The 26,323-nt window shown below is 66.9% G+C and carries 23 protein-coding genes; 9 read left to right on the top strand and 14 right to left on the bottom strand.

What is annotated here, in order from left to right:
- Positions 1–64 precede the first annotated feature (64 nt).
- The 8 genes from AC1MGT_RS21255 to AC1MGT_RS21220 form a co-directional block, all read right to left on the bottom strand.
- Positions 65–955, bottom strand: a complete 891-nt coding sequence (locus AC1MGT_RS21255; protein ID WP_499501963.1) for a pirin family protein — start codon at positions 953–955, stop codon at positions 65–67.
- Between the two features lie 71 nt (positions 956–1,026).
- Entirely contained in the window at positions 1,027–3,309 is a 2,283-nt protein-coding gene (locus tag AC1MGT_RS21250; protein WP_499501961.1) for an SUMF1/EgtB/PvdO family nonheme iron enzyme, read from the bottom strand.
- A 7-nt stretch (positions 3,310–3,316) separates the two neighbouring features.
- Positions 3,317–5,371, bottom strand: coding sequence for a coiled-coil domain-containing protein (locus tag AC1MGT_RS21245; protein ID WP_499501960.1), 2,055 nt, complete (start codon positions 5,369–5,371; stop codon positions 3,317–3,319).
- Between the two features lie 124 nt (positions 5,372–5,495).
- Complete coding sequence (locus tag AC1MGT_RS21240; RefSeq protein ID WP_499501959.1) at positions 5,496–6,500, bottom strand: hypothetical protein; 1,005 nt, start codon at positions 6,498–6,500, stop codon at positions 5,496–5,498.
- The gene (locus tag AC1MGT_RS21235; protein WP_499501958.1) at positions 6,497–7,576 is read right to left on the bottom strand and encodes a hypothetical protein; all 1,080 of its coding nucleotides are present in this window, start codon (positions 7,574–7,576) and stop codon (positions 6,497–6,499) included. The genes AC1MGT_RS21240 and AC1MGT_RS21235 overlap by 4 nt, the downstream gene beginning before the upstream one ends.
- A 30-nt stretch (positions 7,577–7,606) precedes the next feature.
- Positions 7,607–8,158, bottom strand: coding sequence for a hypothetical protein (locus AC1MGT_RS21230; protein ID WP_499501957.1), 552 nt, complete (start codon positions 8,156–8,158; stop codon positions 7,607–7,609).
- Positions 8,155–9,441, bottom strand: a complete 1,287-nt coding sequence (locus AC1MGT_RS21225) for a hypothetical protein (RefSeq protein ID WP_499501956.1) — start codon at positions 9,439–9,441, stop codon at positions 8,155–8,157. The genes AC1MGT_RS21230 and AC1MGT_RS21225 overlap by 4 nt, the downstream gene beginning before the upstream one ends.
- 90 nt (positions 9,442–9,531) lie before the next feature.
- Positions 9,532–12,618 carry a penicillin-binding transpeptidase domain-containing protein gene (locus AC1MGT_RS21220; protein ID WP_499501955.1) on the bottom strand — a complete coding sequence of 1,029 codons (3,087 nt, stop codon included), beginning with the start codon at positions 12,616–12,618 and terminating at the stop codon, positions 9,532–9,534.
- A 225-nt stretch (positions 12,619–12,843) separates the two neighbouring features.
- Here AC1MGT_RS21220 and AC1MGT_RS21215 point away from each other — a divergent pair, with 225 nt between their 5' ends.
- Both AC1MGT_RS21215 and AC1MGT_RS21210 read left to right on the top strand, forming a co-directional pair.
- Entirely contained in the window at positions 12,844–13,080 is a 237-nt protein-coding gene (locus AC1MGT_RS21215; protein WP_499501954.1) for a hypothetical protein, read from the top strand.
- A gap of 163 nt (positions 13,081–13,243) precedes the next feature.
- On the top strand, positions 13,244–13,825 hold the full coding sequence (locus tag AC1MGT_RS21210) for a YXWGXW repeat-containing protein (protein ID WP_499501953.1): 582 nt from the start codon (positions 13,244–13,246) through the stop codon (positions 13,823–13,825).
- On the opposite strand, the gene AC1MGT_RS21205 is transcribed toward AC1MGT_RS21210, so the two are convergent.
- Positions 13,822–15,777, bottom strand: coding sequence for a S9 family peptidase (locus AC1MGT_RS21205; RefSeq protein ID WP_499501952.1), 1,956 nt, complete (start codon positions 15,775–15,777; stop codon positions 13,822–13,824). The genes AC1MGT_RS21210 and AC1MGT_RS21205 overlap by 4 nt on opposite strands.
- An 87-nt stretch (positions 15,778–15,864) precedes the next feature.
- On the opposite strand from AC1MGT_RS21205, the gene AC1MGT_RS21200 reads away from it, so the two are divergent.
- The 3 genes from AC1MGT_RS21200 (at position 15,865) to AC1MGT_RS21190 (ending at position 18,523) form a co-directional block, all read left to right on the top strand.
- Positions 15,865–16,533, top strand: coding sequence for a ribonuclease HI family protein (locus AC1MGT_RS21200; RefSeq protein ID WP_499501951.1), 669 nt, complete (start codon positions 15,865–15,867; stop codon positions 16,531–16,533).
- On the top strand, positions 16,527–17,186 hold the full coding sequence (locus AC1MGT_RS21195; RefSeq protein ID WP_499501950.1) for an HD domain-containing protein: 660 nt from the start codon (positions 16,527–16,529) through the stop codon (positions 17,184–17,186). Before AC1MGT_RS21200 ends, AC1MGT_RS21195 begins: the two co-directional genes overlap by 7 nt.
- A gap of 68 nt (positions 17,187–17,254) precedes the next feature.
- Entirely contained in the window at positions 17,255–18,523 is a 1,269-nt protein-coding gene (locus AC1MGT_RS21190; RefSeq protein ID WP_499501949.1) for a TCR/Tet family MFS transporter, read from the top strand.
- A gap of 221 nt (positions 18,524–18,744) precedes the next feature.
- Here the strand turns inward: AC1MGT_RS21190 and AC1MGT_RS21185 are convergent, their stop codons facing one another.
- Positions 18,745–20,901: a TonB-dependent receptor plug domain-containing protein gene (locus AC1MGT_RS21185; RefSeq protein ID WP_499501948.1), complete on the bottom strand. Its 2,157-nt coding sequence runs from the start codon at positions 20,899–20,901 to the stop codon at positions 18,745–18,747.
- Between the two features lie 292 nt (positions 20,902–21,193).
- Between AC1MGT_RS21185 and asd the strand changes: the two genes are divergently transcribed.
- Positions 21,194–22,027, top strand: coding sequence for an archaetidylserine decarboxylase (gene asd / locus AC1MGT_RS21180; protein WP_499504342.1), 834 nt, complete (start codon positions 21,194–21,196; stop codon positions 22,025–22,027).
- 10 nt (positions 22,028–22,037) lie between these two features.
- On the opposite strand, the gene AC1MGT_RS21175 is transcribed toward asd, so the two are convergent.
- Positions 22,038–23,009 (bottom strand): LysR family transcriptional regulator, encoded by a 972-nt coding sequence (locus tag AC1MGT_RS21175; protein WP_499501947.1) that lies wholly within the window; start codon positions 23,007–23,009, stop codon positions 22,038–22,040.
- 108 nt (positions 23,010–23,117) lie between these two features.
- Between AC1MGT_RS21175 and AC1MGT_RS21170 the strand changes: the two genes are divergently transcribed.
- The 3 genes from AC1MGT_RS21170 (at position 23,118) to AC1MGT_RS21160 (ending at position 25,200) form a co-directional block, all read left to right on the top strand.
- A complete protein-coding gene (locus AC1MGT_RS21170; protein ID WP_499501946.1) occupies positions 23,118–23,714 on the top strand; it encodes an FMN-dependent NADH-azoreductase in 597 nt (198 codons plus the stop codon).
- A 139-nt stretch (positions 23,715–23,853) separates the two neighbouring features.
- On the top strand, positions 23,854–24,648 hold the full coding sequence (locus AC1MGT_RS21165) for a pirin family protein (RefSeq protein ID WP_499504341.1): 795 nt from the start codon (positions 23,854–23,856) through the stop codon (positions 24,646–24,648).
- A gap of 81 nt (positions 24,649–24,729) precedes the next feature.
- Positions 24,730–25,200 (top strand): hypothetical protein, encoded by a 471-nt coding sequence (locus tag AC1MGT_RS21160; protein WP_183551599.1) that lies wholly within the window; start codon positions 24,730–24,732, stop codon positions 25,198–25,200.
- A gap of 20 nt (positions 25,201–25,220) precedes the next feature.
- Here the strand turns inward: AC1MGT_RS21160 and AC1MGT_RS21155 are convergent, their stop codons facing one another.
- Genes AC1MGT_RS21155 through AC1MGT_RS21145 form a run of 3 tightly spaced genes read right to left on the bottom strand, consistent with a single transcriptional unit; the run spans position 25,221 to position 26,192 of the window.
- Positions 25,221–25,445: a hypothetical protein gene (locus AC1MGT_RS21155; protein ID WP_499501945.1), complete on the bottom strand. Its 225-nt coding sequence runs from the start codon at positions 25,443–25,445 to the stop codon at positions 25,221–25,223.
- 25 nt (positions 25,446–25,470) lie between these two features.
- Entirely contained in the window at positions 25,471–25,971 is a 501-nt protein-coding gene (locus tag AC1MGT_RS21150; protein ID WP_499501944.1) for a hypothetical protein, read from the bottom strand.
- A gap of 14 nt (positions 25,972–25,985) precedes the next feature.
- Positions 25,986–26,192, bottom strand: coding sequence for a hypothetical protein (locus tag AC1MGT_RS21145; RefSeq protein ID WP_499501943.1), 207 nt, complete (start codon positions 26,190–26,192; stop codon positions 25,986–25,988).
- Positions 26,193–26,323 lie beyond the last annotated feature (131 nt).

Raw genomic sequence — 26,323 nt, 5'->3', positions numbered from 1 at the left:
CAAAGGGTGATGCCAGATTACGCCCGCCCGCACCGAACGGGCGCGCGTTAGCCGCGCGGCAAGGTCAGTCGCGGCGCCAGGTTGGCGGCCACTGCGGCAACGGGATGCGTTCATTGTCGCCTGCCAACGGCACAAAACGGTCGTTTTCCCAGTCGCGCGCTGCCTGTTCGATGCGCTCACGGCTGCTCGACACGAAGTTCCAGAAAATGAAGCGCTTGCCGTCGAGCGGTGCCCCGCCGATCACGACAAAGCGCGCGCCGGCAGTGGCGCTGACCCGCACTGCCGCCCCCGGCTCGAGCATGACCATCGTGTTGGCGGCCACCGGCTCGCCGTCGATCTCGATCGTGCCGAATGGCGCGTACAGCGCGGTTTCATCAGGCAAGTCGTCCAGTTCGATGGACGCCCCGGGCGCCAGTTGCACGTCGAGGTACAGCGTCTGGCTGAAGGTCGGCACGGGCGACGTTTGGCCAAACGCACTGCCCACCAGCAATCGCACCGTGGCGCCCGGTAGTGCAATCTCGGGGATCCGGTCGGCCGGTGTGTGGCTGAACGCAGCCGGTGTTTCTTCGTGCTCGCGCGGCAGCGCCGCCCACAGTTGCAGGCCGTGCGTGCGGCGCGTGCGTTCGAGCAGATCTTCAGGCGTGCGCTCGGAATGCACGATGCCGCTACCGGCCGTCATCCAGTTGACGGCGCCCGGCTCGATGCGCTGCTCGGTGCCCAGGCTGTCGCGGTGCATGATCGCGCCCTCGAACAGGTAGGTGACCGTGGCCAACCCGATATGGGGGTGCGGCCGCACATCGTGACGGGCGCCGGCCGGCGCTTCCACCGGTCCCATGTGGTCGAAAAACAGGAACGGGCCGATAGATTGGCGGGCTGCAGCGGGCAACAGGCGGCGCACGGTAAAACCGCCGCCCAGGTCTTTATCGTGGGATCGAAACAGGTGCGCGATGGCCATGGCAGGTGTCGTAAAAAAGGAAAGGGAATGCCTGACTGTACACCGGATCGCCCGGCGCCTTCCAGTCTTGTCTACATCAGCTCGCGCACAACGCGCAGGCCGACGATGTCATTGGACAGCACGGCCGAGAACCCGTTGCGCAGCGCCGAGCGCAGGTAGCGCGGGTTGTACAGCCACGAGCCGCCGCGCAGGATGCGGCGCACCTGGTCGCCGCCCGTTTCCCAGGCGCTGCCGTCGCCCGGTGCGCCGTCATAGTTCTCGTGCACGACGTCCTGCACCCATTCCCAGACATTGCCGTGCATGTCGTGCAGGCCCCAGGCGTTCGGTGCAAAGGTATCGACCTTCGTGGTGCCGTGCCGGAACTCGCCGCGTGGCCCCCCGTTGTAGGTGAACGTGCCGTCGAAATTGGCCTGCGTTGTGGCGATCGTGTCGCCCGTGTTGAATGCGGTCTTCGTGCCGGCGCGGCAGGCGTATTCCCATTCGGCTTCGCTTGGCAGGCGATAGCGCTTGCCGGTCGCTGCGCTCAGCCACGCCACGTACTGCAGCGCGTCGAACCACGTCACGCCGACCACCGGATGGTCGTCGGTTTGCGGAAAGCCTGGCGCGGCCCAATCAACCTCGCCGGCCGGCTGCCAGGCGCTGGCCTGCGCAAAGACACGCCACTCGCCCACCGTCACCGGATAGCGGCCCATCGCAAACGGACGCTCGATGCCGACCCAGTGCTGCGGGGTTTCACGCGCGATCCAGTTCTTCTGTGAACCCGCCGCCATCGCAATGCGGCGCTCGTGCTCGGGAGAACCCATCTGGAAGCGCCCCGTCTGGATCAGCACCATCGCCGGGCCGCTGCCGCTGCCGTCGATGAAGGCGTCACGCAGGATGCCGGTGTCGGCGACCGGCGCCGCCGCTGCTGGCGCATCTGCCACCGCCACGGCCGCGGCTGCGTCGGGCGCCCGTTCCTGGCTGACAGGCTCGCCAACAGCGCCCGCAGCGGCGTCCTCGCGCGCCTTTTTCTGCTGCGCCAGATAAGCTGCCGCCGCTTTGAGTTGCGCGGCCTTGCGCGCAGCTTCTTCCTTGGCTGCCTGGGTCTTGGCGACTTCTTCATCGCGCCGGGTCAGCAGTTGCTGGCGCAGCGATTCCTTGCGCGCCAGGCGTGCCTGTTCGGCCTCGAGCCGTTCTCGCCGCTGCTGCTCGCGCAGCTGCACGCGGCGCTGCTCGTCCTGCTGCGCCTTGATGACGGCAGCCGCCTCGGCTTCGATCGCACGCCGCGCGGCCAGTTCGCGCGCCACGCGTTCCTGCTCGATGCGCTCGCGGGCGTCCTGCGCCGCCTGTTCGACGGCCGACGGCCCGGCCGCCGCGCGGATCGCCGCCAGCAGCGCGTGCACGCTGGCCGGGCGCGCCGCCGGATCGCGCCCGAAACCGCCGCGTAGCACCTCCCACTGGCGCGCGCCCAGCGTCTCGGGCACGGTGCCACCCGGCTCACCAGGCAGCACGCCGGTGAGAAGCTGGTGGATCATGACGGCCACCGCATACACGTCCAGTGTGGGTTCTGGCGTACGGCCTTCGATCACGGCTTCCGGCGCGCGGTAGCCGGCCGTGCCGGACGTGGCCGGTGCATCGAGCTTCGACGCCGGGCCGCTGGCCCGCGCGCGCGCCGCGATGCCGAAGTCGAGCAGCTTGACGTCGCCTTTCGTCGTGACGAACACATTGCCCGGCTTGATGTCGCGGTGGACCAGGTGATGCCGGTCCCACGCATAGTCGAGCGCAGCGGCGACCGGGTCGAGCAAGGCCAGCACGCGCGCCAATGGCAGGCGGCCTTCGCGCGCCAGCACGGCGTCCAGGTCTTCGCCTTCGAGATACTCCATGATCAGGAAAAAGCTCGACGTGGCCGGGTCCTGCGCCCATTCATAAACGCGCACGATGTGTTCGTGCGCCAGGCGCCGCGCGCGCGTGGCTTCCTGGATCAGGAGCTTGGCGTGGCTGGCGGCGGACGTCGCATGCGCCGGCAGGATCTTGAGCGCCACCTGGGCGCTGTGCCCCAGTTCGGCGTGCGTGGCCAGGTCGGTCGCCTGCCATACCTGGCCCATGCCGCCGTGCGCGATCAGGCGTTCGAGCCGGTAGCGCCGGTTTTGCGGGCCGATTTCCTGGCCCGTCATCAGGCCGATTTCGGTGCCGGGGCGCGCTGCAGGCGCGGACGAGGACGCGTCGTACAGCGCATCCGGATCCGCGGGCCGCTCGCCGGGCTGGTAGGCCGCGTCGAGGATCGCGTTCTTGCGCAGCTCGAACTCTTGCCGGCTCAGCAGGCCGTCGTCGTGCAGTGCGCGCAGTTCGCGGATCTTGTCGATGGCTGTTTGCATTGATCGATCAGGCAGACGGCGCGCCGCCGCAGGCGCCGCACACGCGATCGTCGCGTTGCAGGGCGTGACCGTGCACACACTGGCGCGCGCCCGCCACACCGGCCTGCGCATGCAAGGCGGCCTTGTTCACGTCGTTCTGCAGTCTCAGGAGGTCGAGCTGATGGCGCCGGTCCTTGTCCACTTCGTGCTCGCGCCGCGCCTGTTCGTCGCGCACCAGCTGCGCCGCCGCGCGCGCTGCTTCACCCAGGTCGACCTTGCCGGCGCCGGCCACGCCGGCCAGCGCCGTCAACTGGTCGGCATCCATGTCGGCATGCACGCGCGTTTTGAGGTAATCGGCCAGCACGACGGCATTGGCGGCATCGGCCAGGGCCAGCTTGGCCGTGTCGTCCATCGCGCCCAGCGCCGCGGCGCGTTCCATCGCCAGGCGGGCAAGCGCAATCTCGTGCGCCCGCTCGCCTGCGCGGGCGGCTTCGCCCAGGCCGGCGCGGCGTTCGTCTGCGTGCAGCGTCACGTCCTGCAGCGAGCGGGCCTGCAATGCTTCGAGTTCGATCGTGCGCTGCAGTTTGTCCTGCTGGGCCTCGGCATCGAGCTTGCCGGCGCCGCGCCGGGCGCCTTCGATGCGCTGGCGCGCCTGTTCGTCTTCCCATTCCTGCGTGCGGCCGGCCTCGCGCAGGCGCGCATCGTTGGCCAGCTTCAGGGCCTGATAGCGCGCCTGGTACTCGGCTTCGTCGATGTCGCGCATGCGCCGCGCCGCTTCGGCTTCGCTCTCGCGCAGGCGAATCAGTTCGTCACGCTGGCGCGTCGCGTCCTCGATCAGGCGCGCCTGGTCGATCTTGTGGCGGATCTGCTGCTGCAGCAGCTGCTGCGAAAAGCGCTGCTGCGCCGACTGGCGCGCATGCTGCGCTTCCTGCTGAGCGCTGGCGACTTCCGCGCGCATGTGCACGCCGGCCATCGCGCGCAGGTGCTGCCACTGCGCTGCTTCGTCCGCGCGCTGTGCCCCTTTTTGCGCGGCCTCGTGCTGCAGCTCGGCCAGTACTTCACCGGCGCCTTGCGCCAGCGCCTGCTCGCGCGAGTTCGCTTCGAGGATGCGGCCATACAATTCGATCTGGCGTGCACGCACGCCGTGTGCGCGGTCGGCACCCTGCAGCGACATCTCGGCGCGCGCGATCGCATCGTCCTGGCGCAGCTCGGCGCGGCGGATGCGCAGGCGCGCTTCTTCTTCGCTCCGTTTGATGCCCTGCCATTCTTCGGCCGTGTACAGCTCGTCCAGGTGACGCTTGTGCGCCAGTTGCACGTGCTGCTCGTCGGCCGCCAGCCACATGCTGCCCACGCGCGCGCGGTTGGCGTCGTATTTGTCGTGGCGCAGCTCCACCGTCTGCACGCTCGTCACGGCCAGGCCGTAGTCGGCCAGCAGGAGCTTGAGGCCGCCCTGCAGGCGTTCGTCGAATTCTTCGCGCAGCGCGCCGCCGGCTGCCATCTCGCGGATCGAGCGCGCGCCGATGAATTCCAGCGCCAGCTGGCGCACCGGGTGCGCCAGCAGTTCGCGCAACTCGGGCGTGCCGATGGTGCCGGGCGTGGTCATGAAGTGGCGCGCAAAGGCCGGGACGTTTTCTATCTTGATGCTGACCGTGAAGCGCACCGAAATGGCAAGCTGCTCGCAGGTGGGGATGTCGTCGAACTCGAATGGCACCGGCAGCGCCGTCGTGCGCGTGACGAGGATTTCGGCATGCTGGTCGCGCAGCAGATGGTTCAGGCGCGTGAAGAAGCCTTCGAGTTCGTATTCGCCCTGCGGCACTTCGGTGGCCTTGTCGCCCTGCAGGATGAAGCCGCGCGCCGTGGCCGGCACGCGCAGCGTCTTGACGAACAGCCCGGACAATTCACGCAGGCCAAAGAACACGGCCAGTTCATCGGGCGCGGGCACCCAGCGGTTCTCGACCAGCACCGGCTTGCTGCGCGGCGCGCCCAGGATCACGCCGCAGCCCGCGCAGTAGCGCGCATCGACCCCATTCTTGCGCTCGCACCGCGGGCAGCTGGCGCCGTTTACTCCGAACATGTGCAACATAGCTGACTCCGTTTTCTCTCTTGCCTTCTGCTTGCCAACCTGCAGTCCAACCTACCGATTCTAGCAGCGCACTGTCTGCGGGCGCGGTGCGCTCGCGCACGCCCGCGATGTCAAACCTGTGATCTCAAATGATGCCGATGCGTTCCACACACGCGAGACTCGCGCCACGCGCACGCAGCGCTTCACGCATGCCCTGCGGCAGCGCGTTTTCCCACGCCTTGGGCAGCAGGATGCGGTCGCCTGAACCTGCTTCGCGCAGGATCAGCGCGCACTTCGGCGCCAGCGCGTCCACGGTCTCGACCTTGCCCGCATGCCAGGCGCTCGACGTGCCGGTGGCGATCACCCTGCCCCGCGCCATGAATTCGCGGCCGCGCGCGATGCGGTCGGCCATCACCAGCGCCAGCCCGTACGAGTGGCCCGAAAAACCCGTCTTGCCAAAGCGCACCGTCGTTTTCCACTGGCCCTGACCGCGACCATCAAAATGCCGGGCGCCGGCCAGGACGGCCCGCACCTGGCCCTGGCGCAGCGCGTCCAGGTCGGGCACGCTGATGGCATCGTCGTCGGCGTCAAGCGCACCGGCCAGCGGCCGCACGCTCACGTCGACCCAGCCGAGATCATCGTGGTCGCCGCCGCTGTGCAGCGGGAACCAGGCGCGCGCGCTGGCCGTGGCTGCACCCGGATCGGGCTGACCGGTCAGCGCGCCCAGGTGGGGCAAGGCGTCCGGGCCGCCCGCCAGCACGCCGTCGGGCACATTGACCAGTGCGCGGCCATCGATCCGGCCCAGGTGCCAGGCGTCGGACCAGCCATTGGCCACCACGGGTCGCGCCGCCTGAAACACGCCGCGCACGATGCGGTCGGCCAGCACGGCGGCCAGTTCCCAGTCGCGCGCGGCAGGATCCAACGCGCGATCCGCGCTGAGCACCACCTGGTCGCGGCTGTCGTAACGCGGCTCGGTATGGCGCGCCAGGCGTACCACCTGCTGCATCCGTTCGGCCTGCGCCGGCGCACCGGGAACGCTGCACTTGACGTCGGCGCGGCCCGCGCGCGGGCGGCGCGTGGCGGTGATGGTGAGCATGCTGCCGTCGGGCAGGATGCTGCGGCAGCTTGCTTCGAACACGGGCGCCGTCATGCCGTCACCTCGTCCTGCACGAGCGTGACGCGGCGCGCGGCCGTCTCGGTCTCGAGATTGGCAACGATGCGGTCGGCTTCGTCGAACAGCACGTCGAGCGGGCCTTCGCCGGCGACCTTCATGCGCGCCAACAGTGCCCAGGCTTCATCGAGCGCGGCGGCGGCGCGGCGGCTGTGGCGCGCGCGGCGCAGTTGCTCCTCGGGTGCCAGTGGCTGGCCGGGCGCGGCCAGTTCGAGCGCCGGCATCGTGCCGACCGACAGGCTGACCAAGTCGAGCCGGCGCAGCAGCTCCTGATGCTGGCGGAAGCGACCCTGATCGGCCGGCAGTACCGCCATGCGCACCGCGCACATCAGGCACGGCAGTTCCAGGAACAGACGGCGCAATGCGCGGGCATCTTCGCAGGCCGGCACGAATGCTTCGGCTGGCATTGCAGCCGCTGGTTCGGTCGATGCTGCCGCCGTCGCGAAGACGGCTTGCGCCGCCAGCCGTGCTTCGAGCAGCGCCGGATAATCGTGCGTCGTGCCCAGGTCGACCGGCACGCAATCGTCGACCGTCACGCCGAAGCGCGTGTACATCAGCTGGTTGAAGCCCGACCGGAACGTGTTCCACTCTTCGAGCGTCGTGCAGGGCGGCAGGTCGAGATTGCCCTGCGCCAGCTCGCGCTGCAGCGCCGTTTGTGCCAGCGCGCCAAAGCCCGCGAGATCGACCGCGCTACCCGCCTCACTGGCCAGGAACAGGTCGAAACGCTGGTGCGTGGCGCGCGGATCGCTGGCATCGACGGCAAAGGTCACGTGCAGGCCAATCTCGGGCGCGCCGGCAAACGGGACGAGGTCACAGGTGTACGGCCCCGGATGGACGCACCAGGCGGTTTCCCCTTCCAGCACTGCGATGCGGCTGCCGGTCGCCAGGCGCCGGCTGCGGCCACCGCGGTCGACCAGCACGGCGGCGCACGGCGCAGGAATGGTGATCCCGGCTGGCGCCGGCAACGCGATTGCCACGCTGCCGAGCAGGGTCGCGTCGAACGCGTCCTGCCGTGGCGGGCGTCGCAGGGGATTCCTGAACAGTGAACCTAGCATCGTTATCCTTGAGCGAATTCGGGAACTGCACTATGTGGATGGAGGCACCGGCGTCACATCGAAACGCGCGCCATGCCGTTGAAAATGGACTGCCGGTGCGGCCGCAAATGGCCATGGGCCTTCGCACTCGCCGTCCGCATCCAGGCTGCCCTGCACGATCACGCTGCCGGCGCCGTCGCGCACGGCGATCGTCGCGCGCGCTGCCAGCAGTTGCGCCGCACCCGGTGCGTCCAGATCGAGCTGCACTACTACGCCTGGCACGCCGCCCTGGTCGACGAAGTGCAGGCGCCACATCCGGTCATCCGTGCGCAGCATCTCCAGCGGGGCGCCGCTGTCGGCCGCGCGGAGCAGCCCCGCGCTGCCGGTCCAGCTTACGTGCTGAGTACGAATTGCATTGGCCAGATGGCGCATGCGGCGCAGCGTCAGGGGCGACGCCTGCAGCGCCGTGCGTTCGCCGTGCGTCAGCGGCCGGCTGCCATCCAGCGCCTGCAGCAGGATGGCGTCGGCCAGCATCAGGCCATCGCCTTCCACGCGGCGCGCCAGCAGCGCGCCGGCTTGCAGTTTGCGATCCAGGTTCGTCATGCCCATTGTTGTTCCTCCTGTAGTCCAGCCACCTCGTTCAGACGCAGTATCGCGGCGTCGCGCCGCTTGCGCAGGGTTGGCAGCGAGACGCCATCGAGCAGGGCCAGTTGGCCCATCGTCGGCAATTCGCCCGTGGCGGGGTCGCACCATTCGGAAGGATAACAGTCGTCGAATGGCCCAAGCAGCTTGAGGTACACCGCGAGGCGTACCGGCAAGCTGTCCTGCGCCATCCGGCGCGCCGCCCAGCTGGCACGGTCCTCGACCGTCGCTGCCACTACCAGGTAGTTGGGGGGAAGTGAAACGCAGGGCGCGATGGAGGTCAGTGGTGCCGTCATTGGCGCTTCGATTTCCGGATCTGCATCCAGATCGATGTCCAGCGCGTCCTGGCGCGCTTCCAGAATCTGATCCGGGCCCGGAGTGCTGCCCTGTTCGGACTCGTTCAGCACGCGCCAGTAATCGTCGAGCCAGGCATCAGCCGCACTGGCGTCCTGCAACCAGTCGCTGTCGCGGTTGGCCGACAGCGCGTCGTACTCGCCGATTTCGCGCAGCATCGCGCCGATCTTGTCGGGATTCGATTTGAGGCTGGCGAAGCGTTTCGAGCGCGTGTGCAAAGGTCCCGGCGCGCCGGTATGCGCTTCCAGGCTCTCGCTCCAGCGCATGATCCATTCGGGCTTGCAGTCGCCGATCGAGCGCAGCTGGCGCACTTCGATCGGCATCGCCTCGACACTGCGGCCCAGGATCGCGCCGATCTGCGGCGCATGTTCGCGCCAGCTCTCGAACAGGCGCGCGATGTCGTGGTAGGCCGTGTCGAGCATCCGGTAGGCGTACATGCGGTTCGGGCTGCAGGGCCGGCCGCACGCGACCTGATAGTGGTCGCTGTCGACCTTGTCGCGCAATACCGCATACAGGTCATTGAATTTCTTGCGCAGCAGCGCGTCGCCGCCAGGTTGCGTCCAGAACGGGCCGATGCGCGCAGCTTCAGTGGCCACAGCCGTGCACAGTGCGGCCCAGTCGGCGGGCCGTGCCTGCAATTCATAAACGAGGCTCAGGGCCAGCTCGGCGGTCGTCTCGCCGTAGCTGTTGCCAGGGGCATGCGCGCGGCTGCCGCCTGCGTGCAGGATGGGGGCGACCGCCTCGACGTACGCAGCCAGCGAACTGTCCGTATCGGCGCCCAGCAGCGTGGCGGGGTCGATGCGGGCGAGCGCCTGCAGGGAACACTGACCCAGCAACTTGCGGACCTGCTCCCAGCCGTGCTCCTGATACCGGGTCCCCGGTAAACGCATACCTTCCTCGTCCTCGATTCGCTGCGCAAGTGTTGCACAGTGAAATAGATGATGCCATACAACTACAGCATTCAGGCGCGATGGAGACCCCTATTTGTGCCTCTTTTCCAACGACTGCCCGGCCATGGATGCCAGCAGGGCCGCTACCACCGGCGCCGCATGGCCGCCGCCCGTCAATGCAGAGTGGCTGACAAAGGCGGCGAATGCGAGACGGCGGGTCTGGCCCGGCAAGCTGCCCGGCTCCAGATAACCCATGAACCAGACCGTGGCCAGATCGTCATTGCCGACCGGCGCGGTGCCCGTCTTGCCATAAAGGCCGGGGCGCAGCGCAGCAAATGCCGGGCTACGGAATGCACCGGCTGCCGTACCGTAATCGATCACGCCCTTCATGCCGGCGCGTACGCGGTCCAGCCGCACACCAAGGGGCGCGCCCTGGCTCGCTGCAGCATCGCGGCTGTCGAGCGCCAGAAGCAGGCGCGGCGTCACGCTGCGCCCTTCGCCGACGCTCGCGGCCACCAGCGCCATCTGCAGGGGCGTGGTCTGCATGCGCAGGCCAATTGCCATCTGGCGCAGCTCATGGCGGCTGTGGATTGGATCGAGCTGCGACGCGGACGCCGACAGCGCATCCCAGTCGCCCCAGCGATAGTCTGGCGGCAGCAAACCGCCATCCAGTCGCAACGGCTGGCCGAAGCCCAGGCGCGCCGCAATCGCCGCCACCGGACGCGCGGCGTCGAGCGCCCCGGGCTCCAGCGCGGTGGCGCCAGGCATGCCGCCGTCGGGCTGGCCGAGCAGTGTGCGGTCGCTGAGTTCACCGGTCCAGGCGAACCACGTATTGACACTGTGCGCCATCGCGCCGGCCAGGCCGAGGCGACCGTCTGCAGCACGCGCGCCGGTGATCTGGTCGCGGAAATTGGTGATGCGGGCGCGCGTGCCGCCCGCCGGGTAGCTGGGCGCATCGGTGCGAAAGTCGTAGCCGCCATCGCTTGCGATGCGGTCGACCTGCGGCAACGGCAAGCCGCCCAGCAGCGCATCGAGCTGCTTGTCGCCGCGCGCGGCCTGCTCGAGACCGAGCGCGGTGATCACCTTGAAGGTCGAGCCGGGCGCGCGGTGGGCACCGCCGTCGTGCTGGAATGCGGCGATGCGCAACGGGCTGCGCGCCGGGTCGGCGCGATCAAAGTCGCGCACCTCTGGCCAGTTGTCCGGCGCAGCACTATTTCCACCACTCGATGCGGCGGCCAGGATGTCGCCCGTGCCGGCGTCGAGCAGCACCAGGCCGGCGCGCCGCTCGGCGGGCGCGGGCTGGGCGCCACGGCAAACGCGCCCGTCCCACTGGCCGCCCTGCTGGCCGATGCAGTCGAGCAGCACCTGGGCGCGCGCTTGCAGCGTCAGATCGAGCGTCAGGCTCGCCGCATGGTCGCTCCCGCCCAGACGTGCCAGCATGCCGGCCACGCTGCCGTCGTGCTGGCGGTGCATGCCAAGCAGCGGCGCCAGGCCGGCCAGCGTGGCCTGGACCGACGGCGCACCATCCTGCCAGAGGGCGTCGCCGTTGCGATCGACCAGGCGCACAGCGGCGCCGGCGGGCCGGACGCTGCGGCTGCCAGCAGGCAGCGCCTGCCAAGCGAGCGCGCCCCGCTCGACCTTCAGATGGCGGTAAGCGGCGTCGGCGCCGCCAGACAGTCTGGCCAGGTCGAGCGGCTCGATCTCGACCTTGACCGACGTCGCACCCGGCAGCGGCGACAGCAGCAGGTGCACCACGGCGCCCGCGTCCGGGCAGGCGCGCCCGTCGCAGACGCCGCGGGCCACCACCGTGGCGCCCAGCACACTGCGCACACGGCCGGCAACCAGCAGCTCCAGCGGCTTGCCTTCTGCTTGTGCATTGATGCTCACGAGGCTGTCACGCCGCCCGCCTTCCCAGCCGCCGACACGATTCCACGACGCCCAGTCTTGCGGCAACTGCGCGAACAGGCGCATCGCCGCCAGCGGCAAGCCGGCCTCGCGCACGGCCGGGCTGCCTGCCACTGCCGCTTGCCAGATCGCCGTTGCGCCGGGCCGCACGCGCCACGCTACCAGCCGCCGTTCGCTATTGAACACGCGCACCTGTTCGCGCACGAAGGCGCCGTCGGCCCGGTGATGCAGGCGTTCGAGCAGGCGCCGGTCGCCCGCGTCGAGTTGAAAATGCTGCCAGCCCGGCAGCGGCGCGCGCACGGGCTCGTCCGCCTGGAGCCAGGCCAGCAAGTCGCGCGGCGCCAGCTCGATCAAGCCGTCGCGGCCAAGGCGCAGCAAGCCCCGCGCCCGCAGCGCCTCGAACAGCGCCTGGTCTTCCAGGCCGGCGCCCGGGACCAGCGGCACGGTCCAGACGCCGGGACGCAAGCGCAGCGTGACCGGCGCGCCAGATGCCGGGAAGGCCTGCACCAGCGCTGTCGTTGCGGCCTGCTGACCAGGTTGAAAATGCTGCAGCACCAGCTCACCGGCCTGTGGGCAGGCGCCGCTTGGCCGGCGCGTGAAGCGCAGTGCCTCGCCGCGCCACAGCAGCCAGCCCGCACCGCCCAGCGCGGCCTGACCCTGGCGCGCATGCGTCGCCACCCCGCCCGTTGCATCGCTGATCCAGCTGGCGGTGCCGAAGCCGGCGTTCCAGGCGATGGCCAGGCCCGTGCCCGCGTTCCCCGTGATGTCGATGCGCGGCATGGCCGAGCCATCGCGCGCAAGCAGCACGCTGCGTGCTGGCCCACTGCTACTCCGCGCGAGCGCGGCCGCTTCGCCAAACGGATAACCGACGCGCAGCGGCAGCACCCGCCCGTTCGCCGGATCGAGCATCTGTGTGCACAGGTCGACCCTGACCGCCGGACCGGCCTGCATGCCGCTGGCAATGATGAGCGCCAGCGCGCCGCGCTGCGTCAGCGACACGCCGCTGTCGGCCGGCACGACAAATTCCAGACCCGGCGCCAGCGGCTGCAGCGCCGCCAGTGCCCGCGCGCCAGGAACATCCTGGGCATCGTTCGGCAAGGCGCGCGCGTGCAGCGCCAGCGCGACCGCGCCGCCCATCACCAGTGCCAGCGCGGCCCAGGCCCAGGCGGGACCGAGCGAAATGGTCCAGCCCCGGCGCAGATTGCGGGCGCGCCGCCGCGCCGTGCGTGACGCAGCGATGTTGCGGGTCAGGGTAGCGAAGGGGCCGGTCATGCACGAGTCCAGTCGTTAGCGTGGCGCCCATGCGCCCTTGCGCAGGACTAGCGGAGGGACGGTGAAACCGCTGAGCGGATCAGGGCTGCGCGCCCATGTTCAGGACCGCCCTGATGCAGCTCACCCCCCGTTTTCTGCGGCTCGTCGCACACCACTGGAAGCGGTGCGGGACCGCGCCTAAAGTACACACATCGACACACCACTCAACCACCAAGGAGAAGCAAAATGAACGTCCTTAAACACATGGAAGCCGTCTTCATCGCCGCCGCCCTGATCGCCGTTCCTGTCGGCTATCTGGCCAAGGTATCGGACGCCAACGCCACCGCCTTCAATACCAGCAGCGCGGCCATTGCCAGCGGCGCCAAGGTCGCCACCGTGACCGTCACTGCCAAGCGCCTGAGCAATGCCGAGAAGTCGCAACTGCTGGCACTGGATACCGTCACCGCAGCGAGCCGGCTGTGACCGCGGTCGGTCGTCGCGGCGCCCCCAACGGGCGGCGCGCGGCGGCCAGGTGGACGGCAAACGCCACCAATCTGTGTCAGATGTAATAACTTGCTTCAGGCTTCGCGTCACCGATCCCGGATTGCTATATTCCGCTTATCCGCTTACGGATCTGGAGACGACCATGAAATCCCCGCTTATTCTTGCAGCCCTGATCGCCATTGGCGCGGCTGCCACCATCCCGCTGTCTGCACAGGCCCAGCCGCATGTCTCGGTCGTGATCAGCAACGCCCCGCCCGCCCCCATCTACGAGCGCATCCCCGGTCCGCGTCGCGGCCACGTCTGGGCGCCCGGCTACTGGGAATGGCGCGGTCACCGCCATGACTGGGTGCCCGGCCACTACGTCGTGGCGCGCCCCGGTTACGTGTATGCGCCGCCGAGCTGGCACCATCGCGGCAATCGCTGGGTGATGGAACCGTCGCGCTGGAACCGCGGCCCGGGCCACCACTACGGCCCGCAGCCGGTGTATGTGCGCGGCCATGACGGCTATGACCGCGACCGCGGTTACCGGGACCACCGCGATCGCGATCGGCATCACGGCAATGGCCGCGGGCGCGGACCGGACTTCGACCGCGACGGCGTACCGAACTACCGCGACCGCGATCGCGACAACGACGGCATCCGCAACCGTCACGACCGGGACCGCGATGGCGACGGCGTGCGCAACCGCCATGACAGCCGGCCGGACAATCCGTATCGCCGTTAATTTAGATCCTGGCGTTTCAGGTGTTTGTCCAGAAACGCCAGGATCTTCGCGCTGGCCTCGGTCTGGTTTTTCTTCTTCGAGAAACCATGGCCTTCGTCGTCGAACACGACGTACTCGACGTCGACCTTGTTCTTGCGGACCGCTTCCACGATCTCGTCGCTCTCGGGCCGGATCACGCGCGGATCGTTCGCGCCCTGGATCACCATCAGCGGCTTGATGATGCGGTGCGCGTGGAACAGCGGTGACGTCTCGACCAGAAATGCCTTGTCCTTGACCGGGTCGCCGATCTCGTCATACAGCGCCTTGCGCTGCGCTTCCCAATACGGCGGAATGCTCTCGAGCGTGCGCACCCAGTTGCTCACCCCGAAAATGTCGATGCCGACCTTGAACGCCTCGGGCCGGAACGCCAGCGCTGCGAGCGTCATGTAGCCGCCGTAGCTGCCGCCCATGATGCCGATACGCTCGGGGTCAATATACGACTGGCTCGCCAGCCAGGTCTTCGCTTCGATGCAATCCCACAGCGGCTCCATGCCGTGCTTGCGATCGTCCGCGCGGAAGAACGTCTTGCCATAGCCCGAGCTGCCCCGGTTGTTGATGCCCAGGACCGCGTACCCGTGATTGACCAGGTACTGGATCTGCGCGCTGTAGCCACGCATCGTTTGCCCGCCCGGCCCGCCGTGCACGTACACCACCGCCGGCACCCTGGCGTTCGGCGCCGCGCCCTTCGGCTTGTAGTAGATCGACGGGATCACCGTGCCGTCGAAGGACTTGAAGCGCACGACCTCCGCTTCCACCAGGTCGTTCGGATCGATGGCTGGGTTCAGGCTGCGCGTGAGCTGCGTGGTCTTCTTGCTGACAAAGTCGTGCACGTACAGATTGTTCGGCGAGCGGTCGCCATTCAGATAGAACGCCATCAGGCGGCCACTGGCGGAGAACGTCACCTGGCGCATCTCGCCGCCCGGCAGTTTCGGTAGCGTGACCGGTTTGCCGGCAGCGTCGAACACGCGTACGTCGATGCTGCCGTCGCGGTTGACGATGCTGACCCGGTTAGCGCCATTGCGCGAGTAGCTGGTGTCGAGCAGGTCCCAGTCGGCCTTTTCGACATCGCTTGTCGCGCCGCTGGCCAGATCGTATGCGGCGATGCGCGTGAACTCGCCGCCAGCATTGGTGGTAAACAGCAGGCGTTTCGATTGCGGATCGAACGTGGCGGCCGAATGGCTGGCCGGCGCGGTGTGCGGCGTGATGTGCTTCATCGTGCGCGTCGGCAGGTGATACACGTAGACGTCGCTGTCGGACGTGGTGCTGGACTTGTCGAACGCGAGCCAGTTGCCGTCGCGGCTGATGTCCGAGACGTTCATGCCGCTGTCGTTCTGGTACACCATCGTGCGGTCGTAGCTGCCCGCGTCGTACAGGTAGATGTCGAAGAATTTCGGATCGCGCTCGTTGGTGGCGACGTAGAAGCCGCTGCCATCGGGCTTCCAGCCGGCAAACGAGGCCTTCAGTTTGCCGGGCGTCAGGTCGCGCTCCTTGCCGCCTGGTTCAAGCACGTACAGGTGATTTTGCTCGTCGCCGCCCGTGTCGCGCGTGAACAGGATGCGGTCGTCGTTGTAGAAGTAGCCCACCGCGTAGGTCGAATCGCCGGTGGACGTGGTCAGCGCGCGCGGCGTGCCGCCGCCCACGGGCAGCGTGTACGCATTGAAGATGCCGGACGCGTTACTGCTGAACAGGATCTGCCGCTCGTCCTTGCTGAACGAGGCGCCAGTCACGGAGGTCGTCGCCATGAACTGCTCGATGGTGTAGCGCTTGACCTGCTTGCCCTGTTTCAGCGACGCTTTCGCCAGCGGCTGCGCGCCGGGTTTTTCAACCTGCGCGCTGGCCTGCAACGGCATCGACACGGCGCCGACCAGCACGGCGAACAGGGACAATCGGACTGCATGACGGGACGGACGCATCGCTTCTCCTCAGGTTGGACAGCACCGATCCAGTGTTTCAAAAGTCTTAACTTCTGTCAACGAATCAAGATCGGTTATGCTCTCGCCATGAACGACCTGAGCCTTCTGCGCGCCGCCGCATTCAAGACCGAACTGGCGGCCAGCCAGCGCCTGATGACGCGCGCCGGCCTGGACGAGCTCGAGGCACTCACCCGCACGCTCACGCACAGCGCTGGCCTGGCTGGCCTGGCGCACCTGCTGGCCGAACGCGCCGCGTTGCGCTTGCATGCGGCGCAGCAGTCAGACCGACGCGCAGCGCTGGCCAGCGCAGCACGCACGCGGGGTGCGGGGGCCGGCAAGACAGCGTGGCGCGCCTGGTTCGACGGCTCGGCGCGCCCGAACCCCGGCCGCTGCGGCATCGGCGCCGTCCTCGAAGGCCCGGGCGGCGTGCGCGTCGCGATCTCGCACGACGCCGGCTACGGCAACAGCAGCGAAGCGGAATACCTGGCCCTGATCGCCGTGCTGGAGGCGGCCGTGGCGCACGGCGCGCACGACGTGCTGGTGGTCGGAGACAGCCAGGTCGTCATTGACGACGTGAATGGTCCCGCCAGCGCAAGTGCGCCCAGCCTGCGTGACTACCGCGACCGCGCCTGCGCCCTGCTCGCGCGCCTGCCGCAGGCGCAGCTGCGCTGGATCCCGCGTCACAAGAATTTCGAGGCCGATGCGCTCTCGCAGCGCGCCGTGCCGCCTCTTTTACCGGAAACATCAACATGCTAGAACGTACTCCGACCGATTTCGCCGCCTGGCGCACACAACTCATTGCGCTGGCGGCGCAGGATGCCGGCACCGACGGCGCCCACGATGGCGCCCACCTCGACCGCGTCTGGCGCAACGCCCAGGCGCTGCTCGCGCACCACCCGGAAGCCGACCGCCTGGTGGTGCTGGCGGCCAGCTATCTGCACGACCTGGTGAATTTGCCGAAGAACGACCCCGCGCGCAATCAGGCATCGCGCCGTTCGGCCGAACTGGCGCGCCAGTTGCTCGCACCGCTGGGCTTCCCGCCCGAGAAACTCGACGCAGTCGCGCATGCCATCGAAGCCCACAGCTTTTCGGCGGCAATTCCGGCCACCACGATCGAGGCAAAGATTGTGCAGGACGCTGACCGTCTCGACGGCCTGGGCCTGGTGGGACTGGCGCGCATGTTTTACATCGCGGGGCGGATGGAAAGCGGCCTGGCGCATCCGACCGATCCGCTGGGCGACGACCGCGCGCACGACGATCGCCGCTACGCGCTCGACCATATCGTCGTCAAGCTCGACAAGCTACCGGACATGATGCAGACGGAAGCTGCGCGCGCCGTGGGCCGCGAACGCCTCGAGCAGTTGATGACGTTCCGGGCGCAGTTCGCGGCCGAGTGGAGCGGCACCTGACGTTTGCTAACGGCATGCAGGCGTTGCCGCAATGCTAAGATAGGCGACCGCCAACTGCCGAGGTGTCCATGACCAGTACGACCACCGTGCCGCAAGCGTCGGGCGGCAACCTCAATTTCGTGCTGGTCTGCGTGTTCATCGACATGCTCGGCATTGGCCTGATCGTGCCCGTGCTGCCGCTGCTGGTCGGGCAGTTCGTCGAAGGCGCCGACATGCGCGCGCTCTGGTACGGCGTGCTGGCCACCGTATTCGGCCTGCTGCAATTTCTGTTCATGCCGGCGCTGGGCGCGCTGAGCGACCGCGTCGGCCGGCGCCCGGTACTGCTGTATTCGATGGGCGGCATGTGCCTGAATTTCCTCGTCACTGCCTGGGCGCCCAGTCTCGCGTGGCTATTCCTCGGACGCGTCATCGGCGGCATGTCGTCGGCCAGCATGTCGGTGGCGTCGGCCTACGCATCCGACATCTCGACCCGCGAAAACCGCGCCAAGAGCTTCGGCAAGATCGGCGCCGCCTTTGGCCTGGGCTTCATCTGCGGCCCGATGCTCGGGGGCGTGCTTGGCGAGAGCAACCTGCACCTGCCGTTCTACGTCGCCGCTGCGCTGTCCGGCGCGAACCTCATATACGGCTACTTCTTCGTACCCGAGTCGCTGGCGCCCGGCGCCCGCCCGCCCTTCGCATGGGCGCGCCTGAACCCGTTCACGGCACTGATGCGCCTCGTGCGGCGCCAGGACATCCGCGGTCTCGTCGTCGCCGTGTTCCTGGCCACCTTCGCCCAGATGATGCTGCAATCGACCTGGGTGCTGTACACCACCTTCCGCTTCGACTGGACGCCGCGCGACAACGGCATCGCCCTGTTCTGCGTGGGCCTGACGTCGGTCATCGTGCAGGCCGGGCTGCTGGGCATCCTGATCCGGCGCTTTGGCGAGCCGCGCCTTGCCCTCCTGGGCCTGGGCTCGGGCGCCATGGCGTATGCCGCCTACGGCTTGGCGACCGAAGGCTGGATGATGTACGTCTTCATCATGTGCAATGTCCTCGCCTACGCCGCCGGCCCGGCGCTGCAAGGGCTTGTCTCCAAATCCTCGCCGCCCGACCAGCAAGGCGAGTTGATGGGCTCCCTGCAGTCGATCGGCAGCCTCGCGGTCATCATCACCCCGCTGCTCGGCACAGGCATCCTCAGCGCCGTAAGCCACCTGCCGCAATCCGACTGGCGCGTCGGCAGCAGCTTCTACCTGTGCGCATTCATGCAACTACTGGCACTGATCGTGGCCTGGCGCTACTTCCGCAACCACAAAGTGGACGACCCGCAAGGCCAGATCCAAAGCCGGGGTCAGGTCTGACATTTGGACACGACCTCAGCATTAAGCACTTGCTTGGCTGACGATTGCACAGTTTTCGACGTGGGTTCAGATACCAGTGCGGAAATTAGTGCCTTTGCCAAAAGTAGTGCTGAGGTCGTGTCCGAATGTCAGACCTGACCCCGATGTTTAAAAGTAGTGCTGAGGTCGTGTCCGAATGTCAGACCTGACCCCGATGTTTATGACCCCGATGTTTAAATCCGTCAAAACGCCAGCTGATACGTGAGCGTGGCACGCAGCGGACCGGTGAAATAGAAGCGGCGTTTTTCCAGGCCCGTCACCGGGTCGGTGTACGATGGCTCGAAGCCTTCATTCTCGCGCAGCAGGTTGGCCAGCGACAGCCGCAGCAAGCGCTTTGTATCGATGCGCCAGGCGGCGTACGCATCCAGGTCGGTGCGCGGCGCGGTGTAGTAGCCGCGATTGGCTGTCACGCGCACCAGGCCGTTGCGCTTGTGCGCGACGCTGCTGCCCAATGTCAGCGCGCCCCGGCGGTAATCGATCCCCAGGTTGGCCGACAAGGGCGTTTGCCGTTCGAGACGGTTATCGGGGCCCGGTACCGATTCGACGCGCGACCAGTGGCGCGCCACGCCCGCCCGCACGTCGATCTCCGGCGCATCCGCAAACAGGGACTTCAGGGGAAACTTCGTTTCCAGCTCCACTGAGCGGGTCTGGGCACGGCCGTCGTTCACCGGTGTGAAGATCCAGCGGTAACCGTCAAAGTAGATGCGGTTGCTCGTATAGTCGTCGATCCGGCGCAGCGAGGTGGCGATCGACACCATCGCGTTCTCGGCCCAGTAATGCTCGTACCCGGCGTCGATGCCCCACGCCAGTTCGGGCCTGAGGTTCGGATTGCCCTGGAAGTCGGCCTCGGTGGCGCTGTTGTTTTCGAACGCCTGGCGCCGCGGCAGCAGGTTCCACAACTCCGGCTCTTTGTAGGTGCGGGTCAGTGCGAAACGCACCTGGTCGCCCTTGCGGCCCGGGATCTTCCACAAGGTCTGCATGACCGGGCTCCAGACACCGGAGCCCGTGCGGGTCGAGGCAAACGAATTGCCGGACGCGCGCGTGCGGATGCCCTCCCAGCGCAGCCCCAGATACATCGACCAGTGCGGCGTGATGTCCCACTCGTCCTGGACGTACATGGCCAACCGGGTCACGCGCGCCTCGAACGTTTCGTCCAGCGCCAGCCCTGACGGAAACGTGCGCACGCGATCCTGTTCGATGCGCGTCTCATCGCTCCACGTGACGCTGCCGTCCCAGCCAGTGGCAAGCGCGTGACCGCTGCCGAGTTTGCGCATCGCCTTGCCGGTCGAATTGATGCCGCGGTCACGCCGCGCACCGTCAATGCGGCCATCGGTCTCGGGATTGCCGGCAGCGTCGCGCCCATCGCGCAATCCCACATTCTCGCTGCGCTCACCCGTCAGGCCAAGCTTGGCTTCGATGCTGGCGCCGGACGGAAAGCCCCTGCTCCAGCGCAGGTCGGTGCGCGCCGTTTCGTCATCGGCGCGGTAGTGCGTGACCAGATCGGGCGCAGGTGGCGGGCCGCCGATCAGCGTGGTGACAAGGGCATGGCCACGGTTGCGAAACCGGGTCACGTTCACGAACGTCTCGGACGTGATCTTGTCGCCGCCAGCCAGTGTCCACTCCAGGCGCGGCGTCAGGTTCAGGCGTCGCATGCGGCCACGTTCATCGGTCGCCGTCATGCGCAGCAGGTCGATGGCGCCGTCGGTTCCCGTGTTTTCCAGCACCATGCCATTGACGCGATCGAACCGCTCACTCACGCCATCGCCCGCCAGCGACCAGGCGAAGCCCTCGCGCCGGTCGCTCAGTTGCAGGGACGCATTCGGCCCCTTGAACACATCCGAACCGAGCATGCCCAGCTTGAGTTCGCGCTCCCGCGTCTTGGCCACGTGGCGCAGGACGATGTTGACCGTGCCGGCCACCGCCTGCGTCGACAGGTCTGCCGTCGCGGCGCGCAGCACCTCGATGCGCTCGACCACTTCGGGCGACAGTGTGTCGAAGCTGAAGTTGCCGGGGGCCCGTTCGCCGTTGATCAGTACCTGCGTATAGCCGGCACCCAGGCCACGCAGCTGGATCGTTCCGCCCTGACCGCTGCTGCCGTCGATCGTCACCCCGGGTACGCGCCGCAGCGCATCCAGGATCGAGCGGTCGCCGTAGCGCGTGAGTTCGTCGCGCTTGATGATGATGCGGGTGGCGGTGTCGTCGCGACGCGCATCGTAGCCGGCAGCGCTGCCCCGGATGTCCACCTGCGGGATGCCAGGTTCAGTCTGGGCAGCTGCCGGTAGCGGCAGGCTTGCAGCGATCAACAGGGACACGGTGTAGTGCGTTGGCAGATTCGTCACGGCGGCTTCTCCAGGTTATTGAACAGGCCGGGCCAGAATATGCCACTTCGTAGCATAATGTAAACGTAAATATAGAAATTTTTATTCGACTGCAGCGCATCATATATTGCTAGTACATGGAACTTATAAATAACAGGGAAGCGCATGCTTGCACTGTCCGCCATCCCCCGGCTACCTGCGGTACACTCGGCGCAACAGTGTTAAAAGCGGCAACAGAATTTCCGTCTGACATGCCCAGCTATAATGCGCACTTTTCCGCGAAAGGCGATCAACCGTGTCCAGACTCAAAGTCCTGCCCCAATATGTGATGCCGAAGCAGGCAATGACCAACCTCGCCGGCCGCGTTGCCGGCCATCGTGGCGGGTCGATGACGACTGGCCTGATCCGTTGGTTCGTGGGCAAATATGGCGTCGACATGAGCGAAGCGGCCAATCCGGACATCGCCAGCTACCCGAGTTTCAACGAATTCTTCACCCGCGCCCTGCGCGATGGCGTGCGCCCTTTGGCACAGGCCGATTACGTGTGCCCGGTCGATGGCGCGATCAGCCAGTTCGGCGACATCGATGACCACCAGATCTTCCAGGCCAAGGGCCACAAGTTCACCACGGCCGAACTGGTCGGCGGCGATCAGACGCTGGCGGCGCACTTCCAGCACGGCCACTTCGCCAACGTCTACCTGAGCCCGAAGGATTACCACCGCATCCACATGCCGTGCGACGGCCGCCTGACGCGCATGATCTATGTGCCCGGCAAGCTGTTCTCGGTGAACCCGACGACGGCGCGCGGCGTGCCGGGGCTGTTCGCGCGTAACGAGCGCGTCGTGTGCGTGTTCGACAGCGACGAATTCGGCCCATTCGTGATGACGCTCGTGGGCGCGACCATCGTCGGCAGCATGGCCACCGTCTGGCATGGCGTCGTCAATCCGCCGCGCATGGCGCGCATCTGCGACTGGCAGTACGAACCGGGCCAGGTCACGTTGAAAAAAGGCGAAGAAATGGGCCGCTTCCTGCTCGGCTCCACCGTCGTGATGCTGTTCCAGAAAGGCGCGATCCGCTTCAATCCAGCCTGGGCACCCGAGGGCAAGGTACGCCTGGGTGACGTGATGGGCAACCGGCCCCTGCGCTGATCGTTCGCGCTCAGGCAACGTCCGGCGCACCCTCCTCCAATGCGGCCTTCGCCCTGAAGGCCGCAGCGATTTGCTCCGGCCCATGACCATGGGCCGTACAGGTCTCTTCCATCATCGCCAGGAATGCGCGCGTCTTGGCCGGCATCAGCTTGCGGCTCGGGAACACCGCCCAGCCATTCGCGGTCGGCATCTCCCATTCCGGAAGCACCCGCACCAGTTCCCCCGTCTGTACATATGGTTCGGCAAACAGCGTCGAGCTGAGCGCGATCCCGGCGCCGCGCGCGGCGATGCGCGCCAGCAGGTCAGGTGAATTGGCCGTCAGCCGGCTTGGCAGCGCGCGCTGCCAGCGCACCTTCCCGCGAATCAGCGTCCATGGCATCGGGCCGCCGCTGCGGCTCAGGATGCACAGCACGTCGTGCGTCGCCAGGTCGTCCGGATGCTCGGGAATGCCGTGCCGCGCCAGATAAGCCGGTGATGCGAACAGGCCCGGTTGCTCGAGGATGAACGGGCGCGCGCTGAGCGTGGCGTCGTCTGGCAAGTCGCCCATGCGGATGGCGATGTCGAAATTCTCGGCCACCAGGTCAACCCGGCGCGGTGTCAGATCCATCTCGAGCGTCACGGAAGGATAACGTTCGAGAAAACGCGCGATCACGTGATTCAGGCTGCTGTTGGCAAAGTCGCCCGGCGCCGAGATGCGCAGCTTGCCACTCGGCTCGCCCTGGCGGTGCTGGGCCAGCGCGCCAGCCGCCTCCACTTCGTCGGCCAGTCGCCGCGCGTGTTCATACAGGCTGGCGCCGAATTCGGTCACCACCAGCTTGCGCGTCGTGCGCTGCAGGAGTCGCTCGCCCAGGGTCGTCTCAAGCAACGCCAGGCGGCGCGAGACCGTCGACTTCGGCAAATTGACGCGATCGGCCGCGCGCGTGAAGCTCCCTGCTTCGACGATGCGGGCAAACAGCAGCAGGTCATTCGGTTCGACGTCCATGATTGTCCCATCAGCAGAATAATGTTATCCATTTTACGGGCTTTCGCATTGTTTTTGGAAAGGATACAGTGAACACATCGCGACTCCACCCCTGAAAGGACCACCACCATGAACATCCTGCACATCACCTCGAGCATCCGCGGCGACGCTTCCGAATCGACCCGCGTCACGCAACAGATCGTCGACAAGCTGGTCGCCGCCAACCCGGGCGCAACTATCGTGCGCCGCGACCTGGGCGCAGCCCCGGTCCCGCTGCTCGACGGCGCGGCCCTGGGCGCGCTGTTCACGCCGGGCGAGCAGCGCACCGCCGCGCAACTGGCGCGTGTGGAGCAGGACGATGCGCTGATCCTCGAAGCACAGGCGGCCGACGTGATCGTGCTGGGTGCCCCGATGTACAACTTCTCGATGCCGGTGCAGCTGAAAAGCTGGTTCGACGCCATTGCCCGCGCTGGCGTGACGTTCCGCTATACCGAGACCGGTCCGGAAGGCCTGCTCAAGAACAAGAAGGTCTATGTGGCCGCAGCGCGCGGCGGTGTGTATGAAGAGGCGCAGGATCCGCAAGTGCCGCAGATGCGCGCGCTGCTGGGCTTCCTGGGCCTCTCGGACCAGACCTATATTTACTCGTCGGGCATGGCAATGGGCCCCGATGCCGTGGCTGCGGGCCAGGCAGCGGCCAACGCCGCCGTCGAAGCGGCGCTGGCGTAATACCCGCAAGACCCCGGCCGCCGTCAGGCGGCGCAACAAACAGGAGAACAGATTGACCACTACGATCACGCATCCGGTCACCACGGCGCCCCTCGTCAAAAGCCGCGGGGTCGAGCGCATCATCAACGGGCAGTTCGTGATGGATGGCGCGGGCGTACGCATCAACCGTATCCTGACGGGTCCCCTGCAGCGCCGCCTGGACCCGTTCCTGATGCTCGACGCCTTCGGCAGCGACAAGCCGGGCGACTACATCGCCGGCTTCCCGGAGCACCCGCACCGGGGCTTCGAGACCATCACCTACATGCTGGCCGGGCGCATGCGCCACCGCGACAGCGCCGGCAACGAAGGCCTGGTCACCGATGGCGGCGTGCAGTGGATGACGGCCGGCCGCGGGGTGATTCACTCCGAGATGCCGGAGCAGAACGCCGGCCTGATGGAAGGCTTCCAGCTGTGGCTCAACCTGCCCGCGAGCGACAAGATGACGGCGCCGTGGTACCGCGACATCCCGCTCGAGGAGGTGCCGCGCCTGACGACCGACGACGGCGTGACCGTGCAGGTGATCGCCGGCCGCACGCATGGCATCGAGGGCGCGGTCCAGCGGGCGCATACCGAGCCGCTGTATCTCGACCTCGAGATCCCGGCCGGCGTGACGTTCGAGCAGCCGATCCCAGCTGGGCACAACGCGTTCGTCTATGTGTTTCGCGGTGAAGCCGTCATCGACGGGAAAGGCGTGCCGCAAACGCGCATGGCGATCCTCGACAATGCCGCCGGCGCCGACGGCGTGCGAATCAAGGCGATCGCACCCACGCGCCTGCTGGTGCTGGCCGGGCGCCCTTTGAGCGAGCCGATCGCGCAGTACGGACCGTTCGTGATGAATACGCAGGCCGAGCTGCATCAGGCGGTCGAGGATTTTCGCGCCGGGCGTTTCGCGTGAGCGCTTCGTCATCGTCCACCCTACGTACCTGGCAGGCATGCGCTACACTCTCGGGATGACACAAGCGCAACACAGCCTGCCATGGCATTGCTAGACACCCTGGGCGACCTGCTCGCCCGCGCCAGCTACGCGCTGGGGCTGGAAAACGCCGACCGCTTCCCGCGCGGCCACGCTTCCCCGTACACCCGCTGGAACAAGGCTTACTTCGACATCCCGTCCGACCTCAAGGCCGAGCGGATGGAAACCATCATCTGCGCGGCCATCACCAACACGCCCTATGTGTTCGGTGAGATCCGTAATCCCACGCCCCGCATGCAGCGCGCGCTGCTGGCCATCATCGAAGCACGCCTGCGCCGGGCCGATGCGCCGGCCGATCTGGTGGCGCTGCTGATCAAGGCGTACCGTCAGCCGCACACGCCCGACATCGTGCCGGGCTTGCGCGCGACGATCGCGGCCAATGCGCAGTTTGATGCCAATATCCAGGCGCATGCGGTGCTGGCGTATCTGGGTGATGCACCAGCGGGGTTTGGCGTGATCGAGGCGCGGGGCTAGTCCAACCAATCGATCGATGGTCAGGCCACTGTTCCAACATCGTTGGCAGTCAATTTCACGTATTGGATGTTCAACGTGATGGCTTCAGCGTAGCGAAGCACAAAACTATCGCCGTCGACTGGATAAAAGCGCTCGATGTCTTGCCCGTCCGCGGACTTGTCGGCCGACATGGGGCGGCGCTTGACTCTCTGAAGAATAAGCCGCTCAAGCTGGCCATCTTTGTCGAAGTAAAAATTATTGAGCACCCCGACGTACAGTACCGCTCCTTTCCTACCTCGACGATTCGGACACGTAGATGAGGTCAGGCTCATCCTGCTTTTCAAAGTCGGCGCCAGTAAGCAGGTAGTACCAGGGCGCGTCATGAAATCGGAACACGGAACCAGCGATCGTATCGATACGGTCAAGTTTGAACGTGGAAATCGCACGACGTATCAGCGCTGGTACGACATGCGATGCGACCAGCAATGAGATGAAGTAAGCTGAAATCGCACCGAACTGACTAGCGACTTGTACGTTGCCTCGTGCCTGCGTTACAGCATGCGCAGAGAGCAAGTTCATCGAGGTCAGTGGATCAAGCCGAAAGCCAAACAGCGAAGAAATGCCCAGCCAGGCTGCATGCAGGATCAGCGAAAACAGCACACCTTCCGCCGCCACGCGGCCGAATGGAGAAAAATCAAGTGATTCGCTCTCCGTCCGTTTAAGCCCACTACGAAATACGAATCCTGGTAGCAGTACCAGAAATGCGATTAACGCAGGAAGCGCCAGGTTCATTGATAACGATTACGCTAGGCTGCTTTTGACGCTTTCGGCACGACTCTTGCACTGACCTGCATGGCGCGACCGTCCTCGCCACGAATGACGAACTGACCGGTCACGGCGGATTTCTGGACACCCGCGCGTGCAGTTTTGCCGAGCACGAAATCGAGCAGCTGATCACTTGCTTGAGCGTCAGCCAAGAGCTGCGACGCCAGTTTGCTTTTGAGTGCTTTCATGCACCCACTATGCCACAAGTTATCGGCGAATGCACCGTCCACGAGCCATCTCGACCATCGCGCCTGCATGCCTCCGGCCGTACCAGGAAACGCCGATTTTGCCCGACGTGCCGAGCGGTCGACCAGCGCAT

The organism is Telluria sp. BA11 (assembly GCF_056680305.1).
The sequence above is the reverse complement of the archived record's forward strand: the minus strand, read 5'-3'. Positions and strand labels throughout refer to the sequence as shown.